The following is a 19,381-nucleotide window of genomic DNA, read 5'->3' as shown; positions in this document are numbered from 1 at the left end:
GAACTTCACGTGCCTGTGGGCCGGACTTTCCGGTCCTCGGCAGCCGTGCCCACTTGCACGTGCCGCAAAGGTACACGCATAAGCCGTGCCAACAAGCTTTTCCGCACATGGGCGTGCTGAACTGGAGATGACATCACGCTAAATGTCAGAAGCCGCCAAACGTCGGGTGACGCAAATTGTCACGCAACTCAGGGGCTGACCATTTGCGTCAGTCCTGTGCGGGATTTCCGGACAGGGTTGTACGGATGCGTACGGCCGGATGTGGGGGGAGAGCCTACTTTCGGGGCTCATAGCGGCGGAGGTGGCGACCGTCATGCGGAGCCGCGGCGGCCCCGGGTGCGGCCTATGGCCTTACCCGGGCTACCAAAAGCGTCATGAGATCCAGTGCGGACATGCGCGCGCGATCGCACCCGATCACGCGGAACCAATCAGCGCGGACCGACGCGACGCATCGAGGCGTCGCGTTGCGATGCCCTCAATCGATCCCCAGCTTCTTCAGCTTGTACCGCAACGCGCGGAAGGTGATGCCCAGCGCCGCGGCGGTGCGGGTCTTGTTGTAGCGGTTTTCCTGCAACGCCTGCTGGATGGCGGCGCGTTCGATTTCCTCGATGTACGAGGGCAGGGGGCTGCTGGCGGTATCGCGCGGGTTGAGCGTGCGCGGGTCGATGGCCTGCGCGGGCTGGCCGGGGACCATCAGCGGCGGCGAAGCCGGAGCTGCGGGCGCAGCGGGCGCGCCGGGCGCTGGCGATGTCGTGACTGCCGAAGGCGCCGGCACGGCCGGCTTCGGCAGGCGCAGGTCCTCCGCCGTCAGGCTGTCGCCTTCGGCCAGGGCGAGCGCGCGCTCGAGGATGTTCTCCAGCTCGCGCACGTTGCCCGGGAAGGCGTACGCACGCAGCGCGTCGAGCGCGTCGGGGCTGAGCGTCGGCGGGAACACGCGGCCCTGCGCGACGGACAGGCGCTGCAGCACCTTCTCGGCGAGGCCGGGCAGATCGTCCTGGCGTTCGCGCAGCGGCGGCACGCGCAGTTCGATCACGTTGATGCGGTAATAAAGGTCCTGGCGGAAGCGGCCGTCGGCGACGAGCGCGGCCAGGTCCTTGTGCGTGGCCGAGAGGATGCGCACGTCGACCGGCACCTCGGCATTCGCGCCGACGGGACGGATCGATTTTTCCTGAATCGCGCGCAGCAGCTTCACCTGCATGGCGAGCGGCAGCTCGGCGATCTCGTCGAGGAACAGCGTGCCGCCGTCGGCGGTCTGGAACAGGCCGGGCTTGTCGGCATGCGCGCCGGTGAAGCTGCCCTTCTTGTGGCCGAAGAACTCGCTTTCCATCAGCTCGGCCGGGATCGCGCCGCAGTTCACCGGTACGAACGGCCCGGTGGAACGCGCGCCTTCGGCGTGGATGGTGCGGGCGACGAGTTCCTTGCCCACGCCGGATTCGCCGACGATGTACACCGGCGCCTGGCTGCGGGCGACCTTGGCGATGGTCCCGCGAAGCTGCGCCATCGCCGGCGACTGGCCGTACAGGCGCGCGGCCACGGCGTCGGCGGGCGGCGCGCTCTTGCGGCGTTCGTTGAGATCCAGCGCGTGGCGGACGAGGTCGCGCAGCACGGCCAGGTCCACCGGTTTGGCGACGAAATCGAAGGCGCCGGCCTTCAGCGCTTCCACCGCGGCTTCGACGTTGCCGAAGGCGGTGATCATCGCGACCGGGGTTTCCGGATGCTTCTGGCTGATTTCGGCGACCAGGTCCATGCCCGACCCGTCCGGAAGGCGCATGTCCGTCAGGCACAGGTCATAGCGATTGCGCGCGAGTTGCCCGCGCGCCTCGCCGAGGGTGGAGGCGGTGTCGCATCGCAGGCCCATGCGGCCCAGGGTCATGACGAGCAGTTCGCGGATGTCGCGTTCGTCGTCGACCACCAATGCACTACGTGTTTCGGCCATCCTCTCCTCCGGCCTTCACGATAACTTAAGGTCGCACGGGGCGCCAAGCGCGGCCGGTCGTCTCGCCTGTTCAGGCATTGGAATTGCGCACGCCACCTCAGGATGCGAGCAGCGAGTGGCTGCCGATCAGCCGCACGCGGAAGCATCCGCCACCGCCCGGCATGGCGACGTAATCGAGCGTGGCCTGATTCGCGCGGCACAGCTCGCGCGCGATGTAGAGGCCCAGCCCGGTGCCGTGGCTGGAGGTGGTGAAGAACGGCCGGAACAGCCGCGTCGCCACGGATTCGGGAATGCCGGGGCCGCGATCGAGCACGTCGATGCACGGCAGCCCGGCGTCATCCGTATACACGCTGACGGTCACCCGCGCCGGTTCACCCGGCATGCGCCCGTAGCTCAGCGCGTTGGACACCAGCACGGTGAGCACCTGGTGCAGGTGGCGCGGATCGATCAGCACCGGCAGTCGCGCGACCACGGAGGTGCAGCGCAGTGTGTCCAGGTCCAGCGGGTGGCTGGCGAGGTATTCCTCGACGAACTGCCGCCCGAAGCCGACCAGTTCGACGTGCTCGGGCTTGGCCGGTTCGCGTCGCGCCATGCCCAGCACGTTCTCGACGATGCCGTTCATGCGGATGCCCTGCTGGCGGATGATCTCCAGCAGGCGGCGCTCGGCGGTGGGGACGTCGTCGGATTCCTCCAGCAGTTGCACGGCGTAGTTGATCGCCGCCAGCGGATTGCGGATCTCGTGCGCGAGGCTCGCGGAGAAACGGCCCAGCGTCGCCAGCGTCATCGATTCGGCGTGGCGCGAGAGCAGCGAGGTGTCGTCGAGGAACACCAGCACCTGCTCGCTTCCGGCGAGCAGTCGGGTGAAGCGCGGCACGACTTCCGGAAGGTCCGGCGCCAGCTGCAGCGGGCTGTCGTTGTGGCTGCCGTCCTGGCGCCAGCGTTCCAGGCGTCGCGCGAGTTCCGGCGCGGCCACGGCGAGGCTGCGCTGCCCGTGCAGATCGGTGCTTTCGCCGGCGTCGCCGAGCAGCAGCATCGCCGCTTCGTTCGCCAGGCGGATGCGGTCGCCGCGGTCGACCAGCAGTACGCCGGTGCGAAGGCGGCGGATGATCAGCTCGTTGATCTCGCCCAGGTGCGCGGCCTCGGCGCCGCGGCGCTCGGCCAGGTCGTAGCTCTCGCGCATCTGCCGGCCGAGGATGCTGGTGAGCGTGGCGATCGCCATGTAGCCCACCGCGAACATCATCGGCTCGGCCAGCGTGCGGTCGCTGCCTTCGGGGTCGAACTGGGTCCAGATGAACTCCCCGAACAAGCCCAGCACCGCCACCACCGCCGCGCCGAGGCCGTACCGCGCCGGCAGCAGCAGCGAGGCCGCGCCGACGTTGAACAGCAGCATCAGCGCGATGCCGGTGCCGGCGGCGGGCATCGCGTGCATGGCCAGCAGGCCGAAGAACAGGTCGGCGCCGATGCCGGTCAGCGTCTGTGCGCGCAGCTCGCCGCGCCGGCCGAAGGCGAACAGCAGGGCCGCGATGAAGAGGTAGGACAGGGCGACCGACCGCGCGCCCAGCTCGTTGCGCAGCGGCTCGACCAGCCCGGTGGCCGGTCCGAACAGGAAGAACACCAGCAGCGCCGCCTCGAACAGGCGGTACAGCGTGAAGAAATACAGCTCGCGGCGAAGCGCGCTGTCGGCGTCGGCGGCAATGGGCGGCCGGGCGGAGGCGGTCGGCAAGCGGCGTTCCTTCCGTGCGAAAACGATGTGCCGAGTATGGCCGGCGGTGCCGCCGAACCGCTACCACGGGCGCCCGACCGCCGGGCGGTTTTGCCCGGGCCGCGTGGATGGGCGACAATACCGCCCCCTCGCGCTCGACCGTACGGGTGTCCCCGGGCTTCACGGACCACCGGCGCGGCATTGGCCGCGGGGATTCTTTTCACTCCCCTCGGTGACGCATGAATTTTCACGAATATCAGGCAAAGCAGCTGTTTGCCGACTACGGCATCGCGGTGCCGACCGGGCGCGTCGCGCGCACTCCGGACGAAGCCGTCGCGGCCGCCAAGGCCATCCCGGGCGACCTGTGGGTCGTCAAGGCGCAGATCCACGCGGGCGGCCGCGGCAAGGCCGGCGGCGTCAAGCTGGCCAAGTCGTACGACGAGGTGAAGCAGTACGCCGCCGCGATGCTCGGCACGAAGATGGCGACCTACCAGACGGCGGGCGTCGAGCTGCCGATCGATGCGGTCCTGATCTCCGAAGGCACCGACATCGCCAAGGAGCTGTACCTGTCGGTGCTGGTCGACCGCTCGACCAAGTCGGTCACCTTCATCGCCTCGGCCGAGGGCGGCATGGACATCGAACAGGTGGCCGCGGAGAAGCCGGAAGCCATCCACGCGCTGCACGTGAACTACGTGCAGGGCCTGCAGCCCTACGAGTGCCGCGACCTCGGTTTCGCGATGGGCCTGAACGCCAAGCAGGTGAACCAGCTGACCAAGATCATGCTGGGCCTGTACAAGCTGTTCAACGAAAAGGACCTGGCGCTGGTCGAACTGAACCCGCTGGCCATCCTCACCAACGGCGACCTCGCCGTGCTCGACGGCAAGGTCGACTCCGACGACAACGCCTCGTTCCGTCATCCGGAACTGGTTGCCATGCGCGACATCCGCCAGGAAGACGAGACCGAAGTGCTGGCCAGCCAGCACGACCTCAACTACGTCACGATGGACGGCAATATCGGCTGCATGGTCAACGGCGCAGGCCTGGCCATGGCGACGATGGACGTCATCAAGCTCAACGGCGGCGAGCCGGCGAACTTCCTGGACGTCGGTGGCGGCGCCACCAAGGAGCGCGTGACCGAGGCCTTCAAGCTGATCCTGTCGTCCGACAAGGTGAAGGCGATCTTCGTGAACATCTTCGGCGGCATCGTCCGCTGCGACATGATCGCCGAGGGCATCATCGCCGCGGTGAAGGAAGTCGACGTCAAGGTCCCGGTGATCGTCCGCCTCGAAGGCACGAACGTCGAAGCCGGCAAGGAACTGCTGAAGAACTCGGGTCTGGCCATTACCCCGGCCGACGACATCAACGATGGCGCGAAGAAGGCCGTTGCGGCCGTCGCTGGCAAGTAAGGGGCTGATGACATGTCCGTTTTGATCAACAAGAACACGAAGGTCATCGTCCAGGGCTTCACCGGCTCGCAGGGCACCTTCCACGCGCAGCAGATGCTGGAATACGGCACCCAGGTCGTGGGCGGCGTCACGCCGGGCAAGGGCGGCACGCAGCACCTCGGCCTGCCGGTCTTCAACACCGTCGCCGAAGCCGTGAAGACCACCGGCGCCGACGCGTCCGTCATCTACGTCCCGCCGCCGTTCGCGGCCGACGCGATCATGGAAGCGGCCGCGGCCGGCATCAAGGTCATCGTGTGCATCACCGAGGGCATCCCGGTGCTGGACATGCTGCGTGCGAAGAACGCGCTGAAGGGCTACCCGGACACCGTGCTGGTCGGTCCGAACTGCCCGGGCGTGATCACGCCGGGCGAGTGCAAGATCGGCATCATGCCGGGCCACATCCACATGCCGGGCAAGATCGGCATCGTGTCGCGCTCCGGCACGCTGACGTATGAAGCCGTGAAGCAGACCACCGACGTCGGCCTCGGCCAGTCGACCTGCATCGGCATCGGCGGCGACCCGATCAACGGCACCAACTTCATCGACGCGCTGAAGCTGTTCCAGGAAGACCCGCAGACCGAAGGCATCATCATGGTCGGCGAGATCGGCGGTTCGGCCGAGGAAGAAGCGGCCGAGTTCATCGCCACGCACGTGACCAAGCCGGTCGTGGGCTTCATCGCCGGCGCCTCGGCCCCGAAGGGCAAGCGCATGGGCCACGCGGGCGCGATCGCCTCGGGCGGCTCGGGCACGGCGGAAGGCAAGTTCGCCGCGATGGAAAAGGCGGGCGTGACCACGGTGAAGTCGCCCGGCGACCTCGGTGCGGCGATCGCCAAGCGCCTGGCGAAGTAAGCACGACGCGTCATCCGCGCTGCTTCGATGCATCGAAGAAAGGCCGCCTCCGGGCGGCCTTTTTTCTTGCCCGCCGCGCGGGCTTCAACCCCGATGGTCCGGCTGGGACGTTTGCAGGTCCCGACTGGAGTTTCCATCGGAGGATGACGCAGTGAACCTGAATTTCCGCATCGCCGGAGCGGCCCTGGCGCTATGCCTGTCGGCTCCCGCCGCATTCGCGCAGACCGCCGCGAAAGCCGCCACCGCGCCGCGCGTGTCGCTGGAGAGCGCCACGGTCTTCCTGCGCGGCGCGCAGCTCGACGGCTCGGTGACGCTCGACGTGCCGGCGGGCGACAGCGAGTGGGTGCTGCAGGGCGTGTCCGGCGGCATGGACCCCGACAGCCTCGCCCTGGCCACGCGCGCCGACGTCGTGGTGTTGTCCTCGATGTTCACGCCGGCGCTGGAAGGCGATGACGACGCGCTCTCGCCCGAAGCCCGCAAGGCGCGCGACCAGCTCGATGCGGCGATGGCGCGCACCGCGCGGATCGAGGCGCGGCAGGCGGTGATCGACGAGCAGCTCGCGCTGCTCAAGGAAAACCGCCGCGCCGGCAGCAAGGACGGCGCGGTGGCCGCCGCCGAAGTGACCCGCATGCTCGCGCTGCTGGGCACGACGATGCAGCAGGCGCTGGTCGAACGCGCGGCGAACGTGCCGCGGCTGGCGCGCGCGCAGGCGGAGCAGGCACGCGTGCAGCAGATGTTCGACGAGGTCGCCGCGCAGGGCTTCCAGCGTGCCGGCACGCTGACCCTCGCGCTGCATGCGCGGCAGCCGACGCGCGCGACGTTCCGGCTGTCGTACTGGGTGGACGATGCGGGCTGGGTGCCGTCGTACGACCTGCAGGTCGGGCGCATTGATCAACCGGTGACGCTGGTGCAGAAGGCGCGGATCTTCCAGAACACCGGCGTCGCCTGGAACCAGGTGCGGCTGACGCTGTCCAGCGGCGATCCGGCGCGGAGTGCGCAGGCGCCGGAGCTGCGGACGTGGCAGGTGGGTGTGCACGAACCGCGACTGGTCGCGCAGGCGACGGCCGGCTACGCGCCCGCGCCGGAGGCATCGGTATCGGATCGTGTCGAAGTGACCGGCGCGCGCCGGCGGCAATCCACGCTCGACGGCTACGTCGCCACCGAGGCCGCGGGCCTCAACGTCCAGTACAGGGTCGCGCTGCCGTACACCGTGCCGTCCGATGGCAAGGGCCACATGGTGATGCTCGGTTCGACCGATCTTCCCGCGAGCTACCGCTACGTCGCTACCCCCAAGCTCGATGCGGACGCGTTCCTGCAGGCGCGGGTGCGCGACTGGGATCGGCTCGACCTGCTGCCGGGACAGAGCAGCATCTTCCACGACGGCGCCTACGTCGGGCAGGGCAGGGTGGACGTGCGGCAGGCGCGCGACACGATGGACGTCTCGCTCGGTCGCGATCCACGCATCCTGGTGACGCGCAGGCAGACCACCGAACGCGCCACCCGCACGGGCAGCCGCCAGCAGTTCGCCTACACGATCACCGCGCGCAACACGCGTCCGGAGCCGATCGATCTGGTGGTGGTCGACCAGATCCCCGTCTCCACCGACAACCGCCTGCGCGTGGAAGACCTGCGCTACGCCGACGCGAAGCTGGAGCCCGACACCGGCCGGCTCGAGTGGACGTTGCGCCTCGCCCCGGGCGAGCAGCGCGAACTGCCGCTGTCGTACACGGTCGTCGCGCCGCGCGGCCTGGACGTCTGGGGGCTCTGACGAAGGCAGGGCGCCGCCGCGCGTGAGCCGCGCGTGTGCGGCGCGGGCGCCGGATTCTGCAAGAATTACCGCACCCCACGCCATCGCCGTACGCCCATGCGCATCGCCCTTGCCCAGTTCGATTTCCCCGTCGGCGCCGTCCAACGCAATGCCGAGCGCATCGCCACGATGATCGAACAGGCGCGCGACGAATACGGCGCCGACGTCGTCCTCTTCCCGGAACTGGCGCTCAGCGGCTATCCGCCGGAGGACCTGCTGCTGCGGCCCTCCTTCCTGGCCGATTGCCAGGCGGAGATCGAACGCATCGCTGCCGGCGTGCGCGGCATCGTCGCCGTCGTCGGCTGGCCGCAGGCGGCAGGCAGCGTGGTCTACAACGCCGCGAGCGTGCTGCGCGACGGCCACGTCTCGCATACCTATCGCAAGCGCGAACTGCCGAACTACGCCGTCTTCGACGAACGCCGCTACTTCGACGTCGATCCCGACCGCGACGACTGCATCTTCGACGTGGATGGCGTGCAGGTCGGCCTGCTCGTCTGCGAGGACCTGTGGTTCCCCGAGCCGCTCGCCAGCACCGTGGCAAAGGGCGCGGAGATCGTGCTGGTGCCCAACGCCTCGCCGTTCGAACGCGACAAGCATGCCGACCGCGACGCGCTGATGGCGCAGCGCGTGCAGGAAACCGGCGTCGGCCTGGTCTACGTCAACGCGGTCGGCGGGCAGGACGCGCTGGTGTTCGATGGCGGCTCGGTCGTGGCCGATGGCGACGGCACCGTGCATCCCGCCGCGGCGGCGTTCACCGACCAGTGGCTGGTGGTGGATTTCGATCCCGACTCGCGCCGTTTCTCGCCGGTGCAGTGGATGGAGGACGGCGACGAAAGCCGCGACGCGCTCGCGTGGCGCGCGGTGGTGCGCGGCACGCGCGACTACTTCGCCAAGAACGGCTTCAAGCATGCGTGGCTGGGGCTGTCGGGCGGCATCGACTCCTCGCTGGTGCTGGCGATCGCCGTCGATGCGCTCGGCGCCGACAACGTCACCGCCGTGCGCATGCCCTCGCGCTACACGGCGGGCATGTCGAACGACCTCGCCGAGGAGCAGTGCCGCATGCAGGGCGTGCGCTTGCTGACCTTGCCGATCGAGAAGCCGTTCCAGGGTTTCCTCGATGCGTTGGCCGACACCTTCGCCGGCCGTCCGGTCGACACGACCGAAGAGAACCTGCAGTCGCGCACGCGTGGCGCGCTGCTGATGGCGATGAGCAACAAGTTCGGCGGCCTGCTGCTGACCACCGGCAACAAGAGCGAATACGCGGTCGGCTACGCCACGATCTACGGCGACATGTGCGGCGGCTATGCACCGTTGAAGGATCTCTACAAGACCGAGGTCTTCGCGCTTGCACGCTGGCGCAACACGGTGGGCGATCGCGTCATTCCGCAGGCGGTGATCGACCGCCCGCCGTCGGCCGAGCTGCGCGAGAACCAGAAGGACCAGGATTCGCTGCCGCCCTACGACGTGCTCGACGCGATCCTGCTGCGCTACGTCGACCAGGAGCAGTCGCGCGAGGACATCATCGGCGCGGGCTTCGACCAGGCGACGGTGGATCGCGTGCTGCGGCTGGTGCGCATCAGCGAATGGAAGCGCCACCAGGCCGCGCCGGGCCCGAAGGTGTCGCGTCGCGCGTTCGGCCGCGAGCGGCGGTATCCGATCACCAACGGGTACGGGCACTGACGCCGGCGACTGCACGCACGCGTCATTCCGCCCTCATCGTCATCCCGGCGCCAGCCGCGACGCGGGCCCGCACCCTCCCGCGCGCCCATGCTTTTGTAGCCCGGGCAAGCGCAGCGCGCCCGGGTTGCCGACACGTTCACGGATCCCCGGGTGCGCTGCGCTTACCCGGGCTACAACGGCCGACTTCGGCAGCAACGGTTGCGCGAAACAAATAGAAACGCCGCCCGGGGGGGCGGCGTTTCGTTTGCATCCGGCCGAACCGGTTACTCGTTGTCCAGCGCCGACTTCTCGCCCGCGAACGGGTTGAGCTTGCGCCAGTTGCTCGGATAGTCCGGCCACTTGCCGGCCAGGAACGGGTGGTTCGGCTCGTTGAGCTGCAGCACACGTCGAGCGTCGGCGGCCAACGCCTCGTTGCCCAGGCCCTCGTACGCGGCGGCCAGCGTGGCGACGGCATCGTTCTGGTACTGGCTCTGCGGGTAGGTTTCCAGCAGGAACTTCGCGCGTTCGGCCGCCGCGACGTAGGCGGTGCGGCGCAGGTAATACAGCGCGGTGTCGAGCTCGTGGCGGGCGAACATGTCGCGCAGGCCGCGCATGCGCTCGCGCGCGTCGGCGGCGTAGCGGCTGTTCGGATAGCGGTCGGCGACGATCGAGAAATCGTTGAACGCCTGCAGCGGCGTCGCCAGGTCGCGGCGGCTGGCGTCCAGCGTCCACACCTTCTGCAGGAATACCGTGTCGCGGCTGGAGTTGGTCAGTCCGCGCAGGTAGTACATGTACGCGATGTTCTTGTGCGTCGGGTAGGTGCGGATGAAGCGGTCGATGCTGCTGATCGCGTCGTCGTGCTTGCCGGCCTTGTACTGCGCGTAAGCCGTCTCGACCAGCGCCTGCTCGGTGTACGGGCCGTACGGATACTGGGCAACGAGGCGCTTGAAGGTGGTCTCGGCGCCGGCCCAGTTGCCGTTGGTCATCGACTTGTGGGCCTTCTCGTAGAGCTGCTCGACCGGCACGCCCTCGTCCGAATCCTTGTCTTTGAATCGGCTGCAGCCGACGCCGGCGAAGACGACGATCAGCAGCAGGGCCAGCAGGCGCGAAGGGGCGGAACGGTGGGTCATGGGATCTCGACGGGCGCCGAAGGTACGAAGACCGGATAATAGCAGTCCCCACCTGCCCGCCCTGAATCCTGCCCGTCCGATGACCGACGATTCCAACCCGCCCGAGGCCCCCCTGCAGGCGACCGTCCCGGACGCCGCCGCCGGGCGCCGCTTCGACGCCGTGCTGGCCGAGCTGTTCCCCGACTTCTCGCGCTCGCGCCTGGCTGCCTGGATCAAGTCCGGCGACGCCCGCCTGGACGGCCGCGAGGTCCGCCCGCGCGATCCGGTGCGCGGCGGCGAGACGGTCACGCTGCACGTGCAGCTCGACATCCAGACGCATTCGCAACCCGAGGACATCGCGCTCGACGTCCTGTACGAGGACGAGCACGTCATCGTCATCGACAAGCCGGCGGGCCTGGTCGTCCATCCGGGCGCCGGCAATCCGGCCGGCACGCTGGTCAACGCGCTGCTGCACCGCGACCCCTCGCTCAACACGCTGCCGCGCGCGGGCATCGTGCACCGGCTCGACAAGGACACCTCCGGCGTCATGGTCGTCGCGCGCACGCTGCCGGCGCATACGGCGCTGATCGAACAGCTGTCCTCGCGCGAGGTGCACCGCCAGTACCTGGCCGTCGTGGTCGGCTCGCTGGTGTCCGGCGGCACGGCCAATGCGCCGATCGACCGCCACCCGCGCGACCGCATCCGCATGGCCGTGCGCGAGGACGGCCGCGACGCGGTGACGCATTACCGCCTGCGCGAGCGCTTCCGCGCGCACACGCTGCTGGAATGCCGCCTGGAAACCGGCCGCACCCACCAGATCCGCGTGCATATGGCGCACCTGAAGCATCCGATCGTCGGCGATCCGCTGTACGGCGGTCCGCTGAAACTGCCGCGCGGTGCGACCGGGGAACTGGTCGCCACGCTGCGCGGCTTCAAGCGCCAGGCGCTGCACGCCGAGACGCTGGAGTTCGCGCATCCGATGACCGGCGAGCCCGTACGTTGCACCGCGCCGGTGCCGGCCGACCTGAAGGCGCTCATCGGCGTGCTTCGCGACGACACGGCCGCCGCGGCCGAGCGGGAGCGCTGAGCGATGCCGGCGGCGTGGATCGACGCCCGTTGGCCGGCGCCTGCGCAGGTGCGCGGCTTCACCACGCTGCGGCACGGGCTGGGCGTTTCCGCGCCGCCGTTCGATCGTTTCAACCTCGGCCTGCGCGCCGGCGACGAAGCGGATGCGGTGCAGCGCAACCGCGCGTTGCTGGCCGAACACGCCCGCCTGCCTTCCACGCCGTGCTGGCTGCGGCAGGTGCACGGCACGCACGTGCATCGTTTCGATGCGCCGGCCGCGGAGGAGGTCGAAGCCGATGCGTCGGTGACATCCGAACCCGGCGTCGTGCTGGCGATCCTCACCGCCGATTGCCTGCCCGTGCTGTTCTGCGCCGACGATGGCCGCGAGGTCGGCGGCGCGCACGCGGGCTGGCGCGGCCTGGCCGCCGGCGTGCTCGAAACCACGCTGGTCGCGATGCGCACCGCGCCCGATCGCGTGCACGCCTGGCTCGGTCCCGCCGCCGGACCGCAGGCGTACGAGATCGGACAGGACGTGTTCGACGCCTTCGTTTCGCGCGATGCGGATGCGGAAAGCGCCTTCGCCGCCACACGTCCCGGTCACTGGCGCGTCGATCTCTACGAACTGGCGCGACGCCGCCTGCAGGCCGCGGGCATGACGCCCGATCGCATCCACGGCGGCGGCCTGTGCACGATCTCCGAGCCGCAACGCTTCTTCTCGCATCGCCGCGACCAGCGCGGTGGGCGCATGGCCTCGCTGGTCTGGATCGAGCCGCGCGGATGAACGCGACGACGCCGACGCCGCTGTACCGTCAGCTGCTTCCGGCGCGTTTCGACGATCTGCCGCCGACCGTGCGCGCGCTTCACGAACGCGTCGGGCGGCATCGTTATCGCGGCAAGGTCGAGGTCGAACGCGGACACGGGCTGCTCTCGCGCATGTGCGCCTGGGCGACGCGACTGCCCGGCGAAGGCCGGGGCACGATCGAAGTCGAGATCGACAGCGCCGCGCAGGGCGAACGCTGGGCGCGCATCTTCGCGGGGCGCGCGATGCGCTCGCGCCTGTGGGCACGCGACGCGCTGCTGTGCGAACGCCTGGGGCTGGTGACGTTCGCGTTCCGCCTCGACGTCGAGCCGCTCGGCGCCGGTCATGCCGTGGTGTGGCGTGTGGCGAAGGTGCGCGCGCTGGGCGTGCCGCTGCCGCGCCGCTGGTTCGACGCGGTGGGCGCGCGTGAGTACGAACGCGATCGTCGCTATCGGTTCGACGTGTTCGCGGCGCTGCCGTGGATCGGGCGGCTGGTGCATTACCGGGGGTGGCTGGATGTCGATCCAACCTGATCGCGATGGCGCGGTCATCGTGTTCGATGGCGTCTGCGTGCTGTGCAACGGCTGGGTTCGTTTCCTGCTGCGACACGATCGCCGCGGGCGCTACCGCTTCGCCGCGATGCAGGGCGAGAGCGGGCGCGCATTGCTGTTTGCGCACGGCCTGGATGCCGACGATCCGGCGTCGTTCCTGCTGATCGAGGAGAACGCAGCATGGACCGACACGGACGCGATCGTGCGCGTGCTGTCGGGCCTGGGCGGAGCGTGGCGGCTCGCGGCGCTGCTGCGCGTGTTGCCGCGTGGCGTGCGCGATCGCCTGTATCGCGGAATCGCGCGCAACCGGTATCGGATGTTCGGTCGCCACGAACACTGCATGATCCCGGCGCCGGAGCAGGCGGCGAGGTTCCTGCCATGACGAATCTTCGCTTCGTGCTGGGCGCGCTGTTCGCGGCGGTCGCATTGACCGGCTGCGCGACCACCGCATCGACCACCGCCGTGATGCACGGCGACGCCTCGCGCCCGGCGCAATCGTCCGGCTGGGTCCGCAGCGAGCTTTACTTCGCGGTCGGCAACGAGGACGGCACCGGTGTGATCGACGAAGCGCGGTGGCGCGCATTCCTCGATGCGGAAGTGACGCCGCGCTTCCCCGACGGCCTGACGGTGCTGGACGGTTACGGGCAGTGGCGTTTCCAGCAGGGCGGCCGGCTGGTTCGGCAACGCGCGAAGGTGCTCGTGGTGCTGCACGCGGACAGCGTCAGGCCGCACGAGGATATCGAGGCGATCCGGCTGGCGTGGAAGCGCATGACCGGACACGAGTCGGTGCTGTGGGCCCGTTCGGCGGTCGAGGTGTCGTTCTAGCCGGCGGCGCCCGCGCCTGTCGGCGACGCTGCATCGCCCGGCGCCATGTGCCCATTCCAATCCTTCCGGTGCCCGGCGGACCAAAGCCGCTACGATTCGCACATCCCACGTCGCGAGCCCTCCATGCCGCCATCCCCTTCCCGTCGCTGGTTCGTCCCCGGCGACCTCAACGGCTTCTTCGGCCTGGTCGTCGACAACCTGTCGATCCTGGGCTTCATCTCCGCCGCGCTGATCGGCATCTTCGGTTTCCCGGCGGAGGTCGTGTTCACCCGCATGTTCCCCGGCACCGCGTTCGGCGTGCTGGTCGGCAACCTGATCTACACCTGGATGGCGCACCGCCTCGCGCGCGAGAGCGGGCGGACGGAAGTCACCGCGATGCCGCTCGGCCTGGATGCGCCGACCAGCATCGGCATGGCGCTGCTGGTGCTGGGGCCGGCGTTCGTCGGCTTCAAGCAGCAGGGCATGGACGAAGCGGCGGCGGCGACCGCGACCTGGCAACTCGGCATGGCGTCGCTGGTGGTGATGGGCGTGCTGAAGCTGGTGCTGTCGTTCTTCGGCGATGCGATCACGCGCGCGGTGCCGCGCGCGGCGCTACTGGGTTCGATCGGCGGCGCGGCCCTCGCGTTGCTCGGCTTCCTGCCGCTCATCGAAACCCTGCGCTCGCCGCTGGTCGGCTTCGTGACCTTCGGCCTGCTGATGTACGTGCTCGTCGCGAAGGGCAAGCTGCCGATCCGCATGCCCGGCGTGCTGCTCGCCTTCATCGTCGGCACGGTGCTGTATTACGGACTCGGCCTTGCGGGCCTGGGCACGCCGGGCTTCAAGCTGCCCGACGCCGCACCGCTGCGTTTCACGCTGCCGCTGCCGACGCTGCAGTTCATCGATGGCCTGGCGTACACCGTGCCGTACCTGCCGCTGCTGCTGCCGTTCGGCCTGCTGATGGTGGTGGGCGGCATCAACGTGAGCGAAAGCGCGCGCGCCGCCGGCGACGACTACCGCACGCGCGACGTGCTGCTCGCCGAAGCCGTGTCCACGCTGGTCGCCGGTTTCTGCGGCGGCGTCGCGCAGACCACGCCGTACATCGGCCAGCCCGCGTACAAGCACATGGGCGCGCGCATGGGCTACACCCTGCTGACGGGCCTGTTCATCGGCCTGGGCGGCGTGTTCGGCTACGTCTCGGGCCTGGTGCAGTGGCTGCCGATCGCGGTGCTCGCGCCGATCATCGTCTACGTCGGCATGGACATCACCGTGCAGGCCTTCCACGACAGCCCGCGCCGCCATGCGCTCGCGGTCGCGCTGGCGTTCCTGCCGTCGGTGGCGTACCTGCTGGTGATCAAGCTCGGCAATCCGGCGTGGATCGCGCCGGACCGTTTCGCCGCGCTGTACGAAGGCATCGATGGCCACGGCCTGCCGGATCTTGCGACGATCGTGACGCTCGGCAACGGCTTCATCATCACCGCGATGATCTGGTCCACCGCGCTGGTGGCGATGATCGACCACCGCTTCCGCCGTGCCGCCGTGGTGCTGCTGATCGGCGCGGTGTTGACGCTGTTCGGCTTCATCCACTCGGTCGATCCGCGCGGCAGCATCTACTGGCCGTGGACGCTGGACGGCCTGCGGCGCGTCATCGCGTGGCAGTTCGCCGGCGCGTACGTGGCGCTCGCCGTACTGCTGGGGCTGCTGTCGCTGCAACGCCAGTCGCCCGAAAGCGCCGACGGCGCACATTGACCGGCGCGTCCGTAGCCCCTATTTCAGAAGTTCGATTCCCCCAGACGATCCAACGCCCATGTCCCTGCAAGACGAACTCAACGCCAACCCCGGCGTGACCGCGCAACGCGACGCGGCCACGCACGGTTTCGTGTTCAACCACACCATGCTGCGCGTCAAGGACGTCGCGAAATCGCTGGATTTCTACACGCGCGTGCTCGGCTTCACGCTGGTGCGCCGTCGCGATTTCGACGAGGCGAAGTTCAGCCTGTACTTCCTGGTGCTGGTGGACGACCCCTCGCAGATCCCGGCCGAGGAACCCGCGCGTGGCGAATGGCTGCTCAGCCAGCGCGGCGTGCTGGAACTCACGCACAACCACGGCACCGAATCCGATGCGGACTTCCGCTATCACGACGGCAATGGCGAGCCACGCGGTTTCGGCCACATCTGCGTGTCGGTGCCCGACGTGGAAGCGGCGTGCGCGCGTTTCGAACAGCTCGGCGTCGCCTTCCAGAAGCGCCTCACCGACGGGCGCATGAAGAACATCGCCTTCATCAAGGATCCGGACGGGTACTGGGTGGAGATCCTGCAGCCCACCGCGCGGGTCTGATCGCCGGCGGATGAGGTGATGGCCTCTGTGTCCGGGTGCGGCCTTCGGCCTTGCCCGGGCTGCAAAGGCATCAGCGCCCGGCGGTTGTAGCCCGGGTAAGCGAAGCGCACCCGGGGCGCCATACGTTTGCCGGAGCCTTCAGATCGGCTCCCGCAACGCCGCCAGGTACTTGCGCCGCCACGCGGTGATGTCGTTCTCGCGCAGCACGGCCATCATGGTTTCCCAGCGCTCGCGGCGTTCCTCCAGCGGCATTTCCATCGCGGCGGCGAGCGCGTCCGCAACGCCGTCCATGTCGTAGGGATTCACCAGCAGCGCCGCGTCGAGCTCGCGCGCGGCGCCGGCGAAGCTGGACAGCACCAGCACGCCCGGGTCCTTCGGATCCTGCGCGGCCACGTATTCCTTCGCCACCAGGTTCATGCCGTCGCGCAACGGCGTGACCAGGCCCACGCGCGAGAGCCGGTAGAAGCCGGTCAGCGTCGGGTGCGGATAGTTGCGATTGACGTAGCGCACCGGCGTCCAGTCGGGCTCGGCGTGCGCGCCGTTGATGTGGCCGGACAACTGTTCCAGCTCGCTGCGCAGCTTCTGGTATTCGAGCACTTCGCCGCGCGACACCGGCGCGATCTGCAGGAAGGTCAGCTTTCCGCGATGCTCCGGATGCCGCTTGAGGAAGCGTCCGAACGAACGGAATCGCTCGGGCAACCCCTTCGAGTAATCCAGTCGATCCACGCCGATTGCCAGCGCGCGTCCCGACAGGCTCGTCGCCAGCCGCTTCACGCCGGCCTTGCCCGCCGCCGCGCGCGCCTGCTCCTCGATCTGCGCGGTGTCGATGCTGATCGGGAACGCGCCCGCGCGCAGCCGCTTGCCCTTGCGGGTTTCCAGCACGCCGTGCGAGATCACGCGACCGCGCCCGAACAGGCGCACGTAGTCCTGGAAGCGTTCGAGGTCGCGCTCGGTCTGGAAGCCGATCAGGTCGTACGACGACAGGCCTTCGAACAAACGTTCGTGCTGCGGAAGCGCGGCGAGCAGGTCGGAGGAGGGCATCGGCACGTGCAGGAAGAAGCCGAGCCGGCACGTCACGCCGAGTTCGCGCAGCAGCTTCGCCATCGGGATCAGGTGGTAGTCGTGTACCCACACGATGTCGTCCTCGCGCAGCAGCGGCGCGAGTTTCTCGGCGAACAGCGCGTTGACGCGCCGGTACGCCGCGTATGTGATGCGGCTGTAATCCACCAGATCGACGCGGAAATGCAGCAGCGGCCACAACGTGCGGTTGGCGAAGCCGTTGTAGTAGTCGTCGTGGTCGCGCTTGGACAGGTCGACGGTGACGTAGCGGATGTTGCCGGCGTCGTGCTCGTGCACTTCGCCCGAATCGTTCGGGTCGATCCGGCCGCTCCAGCCGAACCACATGCCGCCGGTTTCCTCCAGCGCCGCCTGCAGCGCCACCGCGAGTCCGCCGGCGCTGCTCACTCCGGGTACTGCCACACGATTGGATACGACGACCAGACGGCTCATGCCGCATCCTGCCAGGGCCGCGACAGGCGCATGGCGGCGTTGATCAGCCCGACGTGCGAATAGGTCTGCGGGAAATTGCCCCAGGCCTCGCCGCCTTCGAATTCCAGGTCTTCCGACAGCAGACCCAGCGGGTTGCGCCGTGCGAGGATGCGCTCGAACAACGCGCGGGCTTCCTCGTGCCTGCCGATCGACGCGAGCGCGTCGATGTACCAGAAGGTGCAGATGGTGAAGCTGGTTTCCGGTGCGCCGAAATCGTCGGGGGTCACGTAGCGGAACAACGCGTCACCGCGCTTGAGCCCCTTGCCGATCGCCTCCACCGTGCGCACGAAGCGCGGATCGTCCGGCTTGACGAAGCCCAGGTCGGCGAGCAGCAGCAGCGAGGCGTCCAGGCGGTTGCCGTCCAGCGCTTCGACGAAGTGTCCGAGCTCCTCGTTGTAGGCGTGCGCGACGATGCGCGCGTGGATCTCGTCCGCGCGCTGGCGCCACAGCTGCACCTGCGGCGCGAGGCGAAGATGCACGGCGATGCGCGCGAGGCGATCGCACGCCGCCCAGCACATCACGCTGGAATACGTGTGCACTTCCTCGCGGCCGCGGAATTCCCAGAGCCCCGCATCGGGACGATCGTGCAACGCGTAGGCGAGTTCGCCCACCGGCTCCAGGCGCGCGAACACCGACGCATCGCCCACGCGCGCCAGGCGCTGGTCGAAGAACAGCTGCGTGGACGCCAGCACCACGCTGCCGTACACGTCGTGCTGCTTCTGCAACCACGCGAGATTGCCGCGACGCACCGGCCCCATGCCGCGATAACCGGCGAGCGATTCGACTTCCGATTCGGCGAGCTGCCGTTCGTAGCCGATGCCGTACAGCGGTTGCAGCTCGCCCTCGTTGGAGGCGACGTTGGCGAGGTAGCGAAGGTATTCCTCCATCGTGCGCGTCGCGCCCAGGCGGTTCAGCGCACGCACGACGAAGGCCGAATCGCGCAGCCAGCAATAGCGGTAATCCCAGTTGCGCACGGTGTGGGGCGCTTCGGGAATCGAGGTCGTCATCGCCGCCACGATCGCGCCGGTCTCGTCGTACTGGCACAGCTTGAGCGTGATCGCGCTGCGGATCACCGCGTCCTGCCATTCCAGCGGAATGTAGAGATTGCGCACCCAGTTGCGCCAGTAGTTGAGCGTGTGCTCCTCGGCCATGCGCACGAAGCCGGAGACCGACTGCGTCAACGTCTCGTCCGGGCCGAGCACGAAGTGCGCGTCGCGATCCAGCACGAACGGCAGCGAGTCGCGCACCAGCCGCACGGGAATGTCGCTGGTGAGGCGCAGCGTGAATTCGGGAATGAGGTAGCGGATGTGATTGCTGCCCCAGGTCGTTTCCGGCTTCATCGAGCCGTACTCGGCCAGCGGCCTCAGGTGCACGCGGATGCGCGGCGTTCCCGACAACGGTCGCACGCGGCGCATCAGCATCACCGGGCGATAGAAGCGGTCGTTCTGGTGCCAGCGCGGGGCGAAATCGACGATCTCGATCGCGCCGCCGTTCGCATCGCGCAGCACCGTGCGCAGCATCGCGGTGTTGGTGATGTACGACTGCTCGGCGGACACGCAGCCTTCCAGCTCGATCGTCCAGTCGCCACCGTCGTGCTCGCGTGGCGAGAGCAGGGAGCAGAACGTCGGGTCGCCATCGAACGCGGGCACGCAGCCCCAGACGATGCGTGCGTGCCGATCCACGAGCGCGGCGATGCTGCAGTTGCCGATCAGGCCGAGATCGAGGCTGGCGGTGCGGTCGGTCGAGGTCGAAGTCATCCTTTGTCCGGTCCG

16 protein-coding genes are annotated in these 19,381 nt (G+C 68.8%); 11 read left to right on the top strand and 5 right to left on the bottom strand.

The genetic code is table 11. The features are described from left to right. Positions 1 to 475: 475 nt before the first annotated feature. Both I4U41_RS04920 and I4U41_RS04915 read right to left on the bottom strand, forming a co-directional pair. Entirely contained in the window at positions 476 to 1,936 is a 1,461-nt protein-coding gene (locus tag I4U41_RS04920; protein ID WP_206859989.1) for a sigma-54-dependent transcriptional regulator, read from the bottom strand. A 97-nt stretch (positions 1,937 to 2,033) separates the two neighbouring features. Continuing rightward, a complete protein-coding gene (locus I4U41_RS04915) occupies positions 2,034 to 3,659 on the bottom strand; it encodes a sensor histidine kinase (RefSeq protein WP_206859988.1) in 1,626 nt (541 codons plus the stop codon). Positions 3,660 to 3,877: 218 nt separating this feature from the next. Here I4U41_RS04915 and sucC point away from each other — a divergent pair, with 218 nt between their 5' ends. The 4 genes from sucC (at position 3,878) to I4U41_RS04895 (ending at position 9,419) form a co-directional block, all read left to right on the top strand. Next, entirely contained in the window at positions 3,878 to 5,044 is a 1,167-nt protein-coding gene (sucC, locus tag I4U41_RS04910) for an ADP-forming succinate--CoA ligase subunit beta (protein ID WP_115841435.1), read from the top strand. Between the two features lie 12 nt (positions 5,045 to 5,056). Further along, positions 5,057 to 5,932, top strand: coding sequence for a succinate--CoA ligase subunit alpha (gene sucD, locus I4U41_RS04905; protein ID WP_206859987.1), 876 nt, complete (start codon positions 5,057 to 5,059; stop codon positions 5,930 to 5,932). Positions 5,933 to 6,083: 151 nt separating this feature from the next. Further along, complete coding sequence (locus I4U41_RS04900) at positions 6,084 to 7,700, top strand: mucoidy inhibitor MuiA family protein (protein ID WP_206859986.1); 1,617 nt, start codon at positions 6,084 to 6,086, stop codon at positions 7,698 to 7,700. A gap of 96 nt (positions 7,701 to 7,796) precedes the next feature. Beyond that, positions 7,797 to 9,419, top strand: a complete 1,623-nt coding sequence (locus I4U41_RS04895) for an NAD+ synthase (RefSeq protein ID WP_206859985.1) — start codon at positions 7,797 to 7,799, stop codon at positions 9,417 to 9,419. Between the two features lie 263 nt (positions 9,420 to 9,682). Here I4U41_RS04895 and I4U41_RS04890 read toward each other — a convergent pair whose 3' ends face one another. Next, entirely contained in the window at positions 9,683 to 10,528 is an 846-nt protein-coding gene (locus I4U41_RS04890) for an outer membrane protein assembly factor BamD (RefSeq protein ID WP_206859984.1), read from the bottom strand. Positions 10,529 to 10,607: 79 nt separating this feature from the next. Between I4U41_RS04890 and rluD the strand changes: the two genes are divergently transcribed. The 7 genes from rluD to gloA all read left to right on the top strand — a co-directional run bounded on the left by rluD (position 10,608) and on the right by gloA (position 16,061). Continuing rightward, positions 10,608 to 11,594 (top strand): 23S rRNA pseudouridine(1911/1915/1917) synthase RluD, encoded by a 987-nt coding sequence (gene rluD, locus I4U41_RS04885; RefSeq protein WP_206859983.1) that lies wholly within the window; start codon positions 10,608 to 10,610, stop codon positions 11,592 to 11,594. A gap of 3 nt (positions 11,595 to 11,597) precedes the next feature. Continuing rightward, the gene (gene pgeF, locus I4U41_RS04880; RefSeq protein WP_206859982.1) at positions 11,598 to 12,353 is read left to right on the top strand and encodes a peptidoglycan editing factor PgeF; all 756 of its coding nucleotides are present in this window, start codon (positions 11,598 to 11,600) and stop codon (positions 12,351 to 12,353) included. Continuing rightward, entirely contained in the window at positions 12,350 to 12,904 is a 555-nt protein-coding gene (locus I4U41_RS04875; RefSeq protein ID WP_206859981.1) for a DUF4166 domain-containing protein, read from the top strand. Before pgeF ends, I4U41_RS04875 begins: the two co-directional genes overlap by 4 nt. Continuing rightward, positions 12,888 to 13,304 (top strand): thiol-disulfide oxidoreductase DCC family protein, encoded by a 417-nt coding sequence (locus tag I4U41_RS04870; RefSeq protein WP_206859980.1) that lies wholly within the window; start codon positions 12,888 to 12,890, stop codon positions 13,302 to 13,304. The genes I4U41_RS04875 and I4U41_RS04870 overlap by 17 nt, the downstream gene beginning before the upstream one ends. Next, entirely contained in the window at positions 13,301 to 13,747 is a 447-nt protein-coding gene (locus I4U41_RS04865) for a DUF3574 domain-containing protein (protein WP_206859979.1), read from the top strand. The genes I4U41_RS04870 and I4U41_RS04865 overlap by 4 nt, the downstream gene beginning before the upstream one ends. 123 nt (positions 13,748 to 13,870) lie before the next feature. Further along, positions 13,871 to 15,472 carry a SulP family inorganic anion transporter gene (locus I4U41_RS04860; protein ID WP_206859978.1) on the top strand — a complete coding sequence of 534 codons (1,602 nt, stop codon included), beginning with the start codon at positions 13,871 to 13,873 and terminating at the stop codon, positions 15,470 to 15,472. 58 nt (positions 15,473 to 15,530) lie between these two features. Beyond that, entirely contained in the window at positions 15,531 to 16,061 is a 531-nt protein-coding gene (gloA, locus tag I4U41_RS04855) for a lactoylglutathione lyase (protein WP_206859977.1), read from the top strand. A 138-nt stretch (positions 16,062 to 16,199) separates the two neighbouring features. Here gloA and otsA read toward each other — a convergent pair whose 3' ends face one another. Both otsA and I4U41_RS04845 read right to left on the bottom strand, forming a co-directional pair. Beyond that, positions 16,200 to 17,570, bottom strand: coding sequence for an alpha,alpha-trehalose-phosphate synthase (UDP-forming) (gene otsA / locus I4U41_RS04850; protein WP_206859976.1), 1,371 nt, complete (start codon positions 17,568 to 17,570; stop codon positions 16,200 to 16,202). Continuing rightward, positions 17,567 to 19,366: a glycoside hydrolase family 15 protein gene (locus tag I4U41_RS04845; protein ID WP_206859975.1), complete on the bottom strand. Its 1,800-nt coding sequence runs from the start codon at positions 19,364 to 19,366 to the stop codon at positions 17,567 to 17,569. Before I4U41_RS04845 ends, otsA begins: the two co-directional genes overlap by 4 nt. Positions 19,367 to 19,381 lie beyond the last annotated feature (15 nt).

It is taken from the genome of Lysobacter changpingensis, assembly GCF_017308985.1.
Lineage (GTDB): Bacteria > Pseudomonadota > Gammaproteobacteria > Xanthomonadales > Xanthomonadaceae > Lysobacter_J > Lysobacter_J changpingensis.
This window is presented reverse-complemented; position numbering and strand designations above follow the sequence as displayed.

Excerpts from the sequence above, each read along its gene's own strand:
- I4U41_RS04845 (WP_206859975.1), bottom strand. The coding sequence starts at position 19,366 with ATGACTTCGACCTCGACCGACCGCACCGCCAGCCTCGATCTCGGCCTG.
- I4U41_RS04865 (WP_206859979.1), top strand. The coding sequence starts at position 13,301 with ATGACGAATCTTCGCTTCGTGCTGGGCGCGCTGTTCGCGGCGGTCGCA.
- I4U41_RS04870 (WP_206859980.1), top strand. The coding sequence starts at position 12,888 with ATGTCGATCCAACCTGATCGCGATGGCGCGGTCATCGTGTTCGATGGC.
- sucC (WP_115841435.1), top strand. The coding sequence starts at position 3,878 with ATGAATTTTCACGAATATCAGGCAAAGCAGCTGTTTGCCGACTACGGC.
- I4U41_RS04875 (WP_206859981.1), top strand. The coding sequence starts at position 12,350 with ATGAACGCGACGACGCCGACGCCGCTGTACCGTCAGCTGCTTCCGGCG.
- I4U41_RS04890 (WP_206859984.1), bottom strand. The coding sequence starts at position 10,528 with ATGACCCACCGTTCCGCCCCTTCGCGCCTGCTGGCCCTGCTGCTGATC.
- rluD (WP_206859983.1), top strand. The coding sequence starts at position 10,608 with ATGACCGACGATTCCAACCCGCCCGAGGCCCCCCTGCAGGCGACCGTC.
- I4U41_RS04895 (WP_206859985.1), top strand. The coding sequence starts at position 7,797 with ATGCGCATCGCCCTTGCCCAGTTCGATTTCCCCGTCGGCGCCGTCCAA.
- sucD (WP_206859987.1), top strand. The coding sequence starts at position 5,057 with ATGTCCGTTTTGATCAACAAGAACACGAAGGTCATCGTCCAGGGCTTC.
- pgeF (WP_206859982.1), top strand. The coding sequence starts at position 11,598 with ATGCCGGCGGCGTGGATCGACGCCCGTTGGCCGGCGCCTGCGCAGGTG.
- gloA (WP_206859977.1), top strand. The coding sequence starts at position 15,531 with ATGTCCCTGCAAGACGAACTCAACGCCAACCCCGGCGTGACCGCGCAA.
- otsA (WP_206859976.1), bottom strand. The coding sequence starts at position 17,570 with ATGAGCCGTCTGGTCGTCGTATCCAATCGTGTGGCAGTACCCGGAGTG.
- I4U41_RS04860 (WP_206859978.1), top strand. The coding sequence starts at position 13,871 with ATGCCGCCATCCCCTTCCCGTCGCTGGTTCGTCCCCGGCGACCTCAAC.
- I4U41_RS04920 (WP_206859989.1), bottom strand. The coding sequence starts at position 1,936 with ATGGCCGAAACACGTAGTGCATTGGTGGTCGACGACGAACGCGACATC.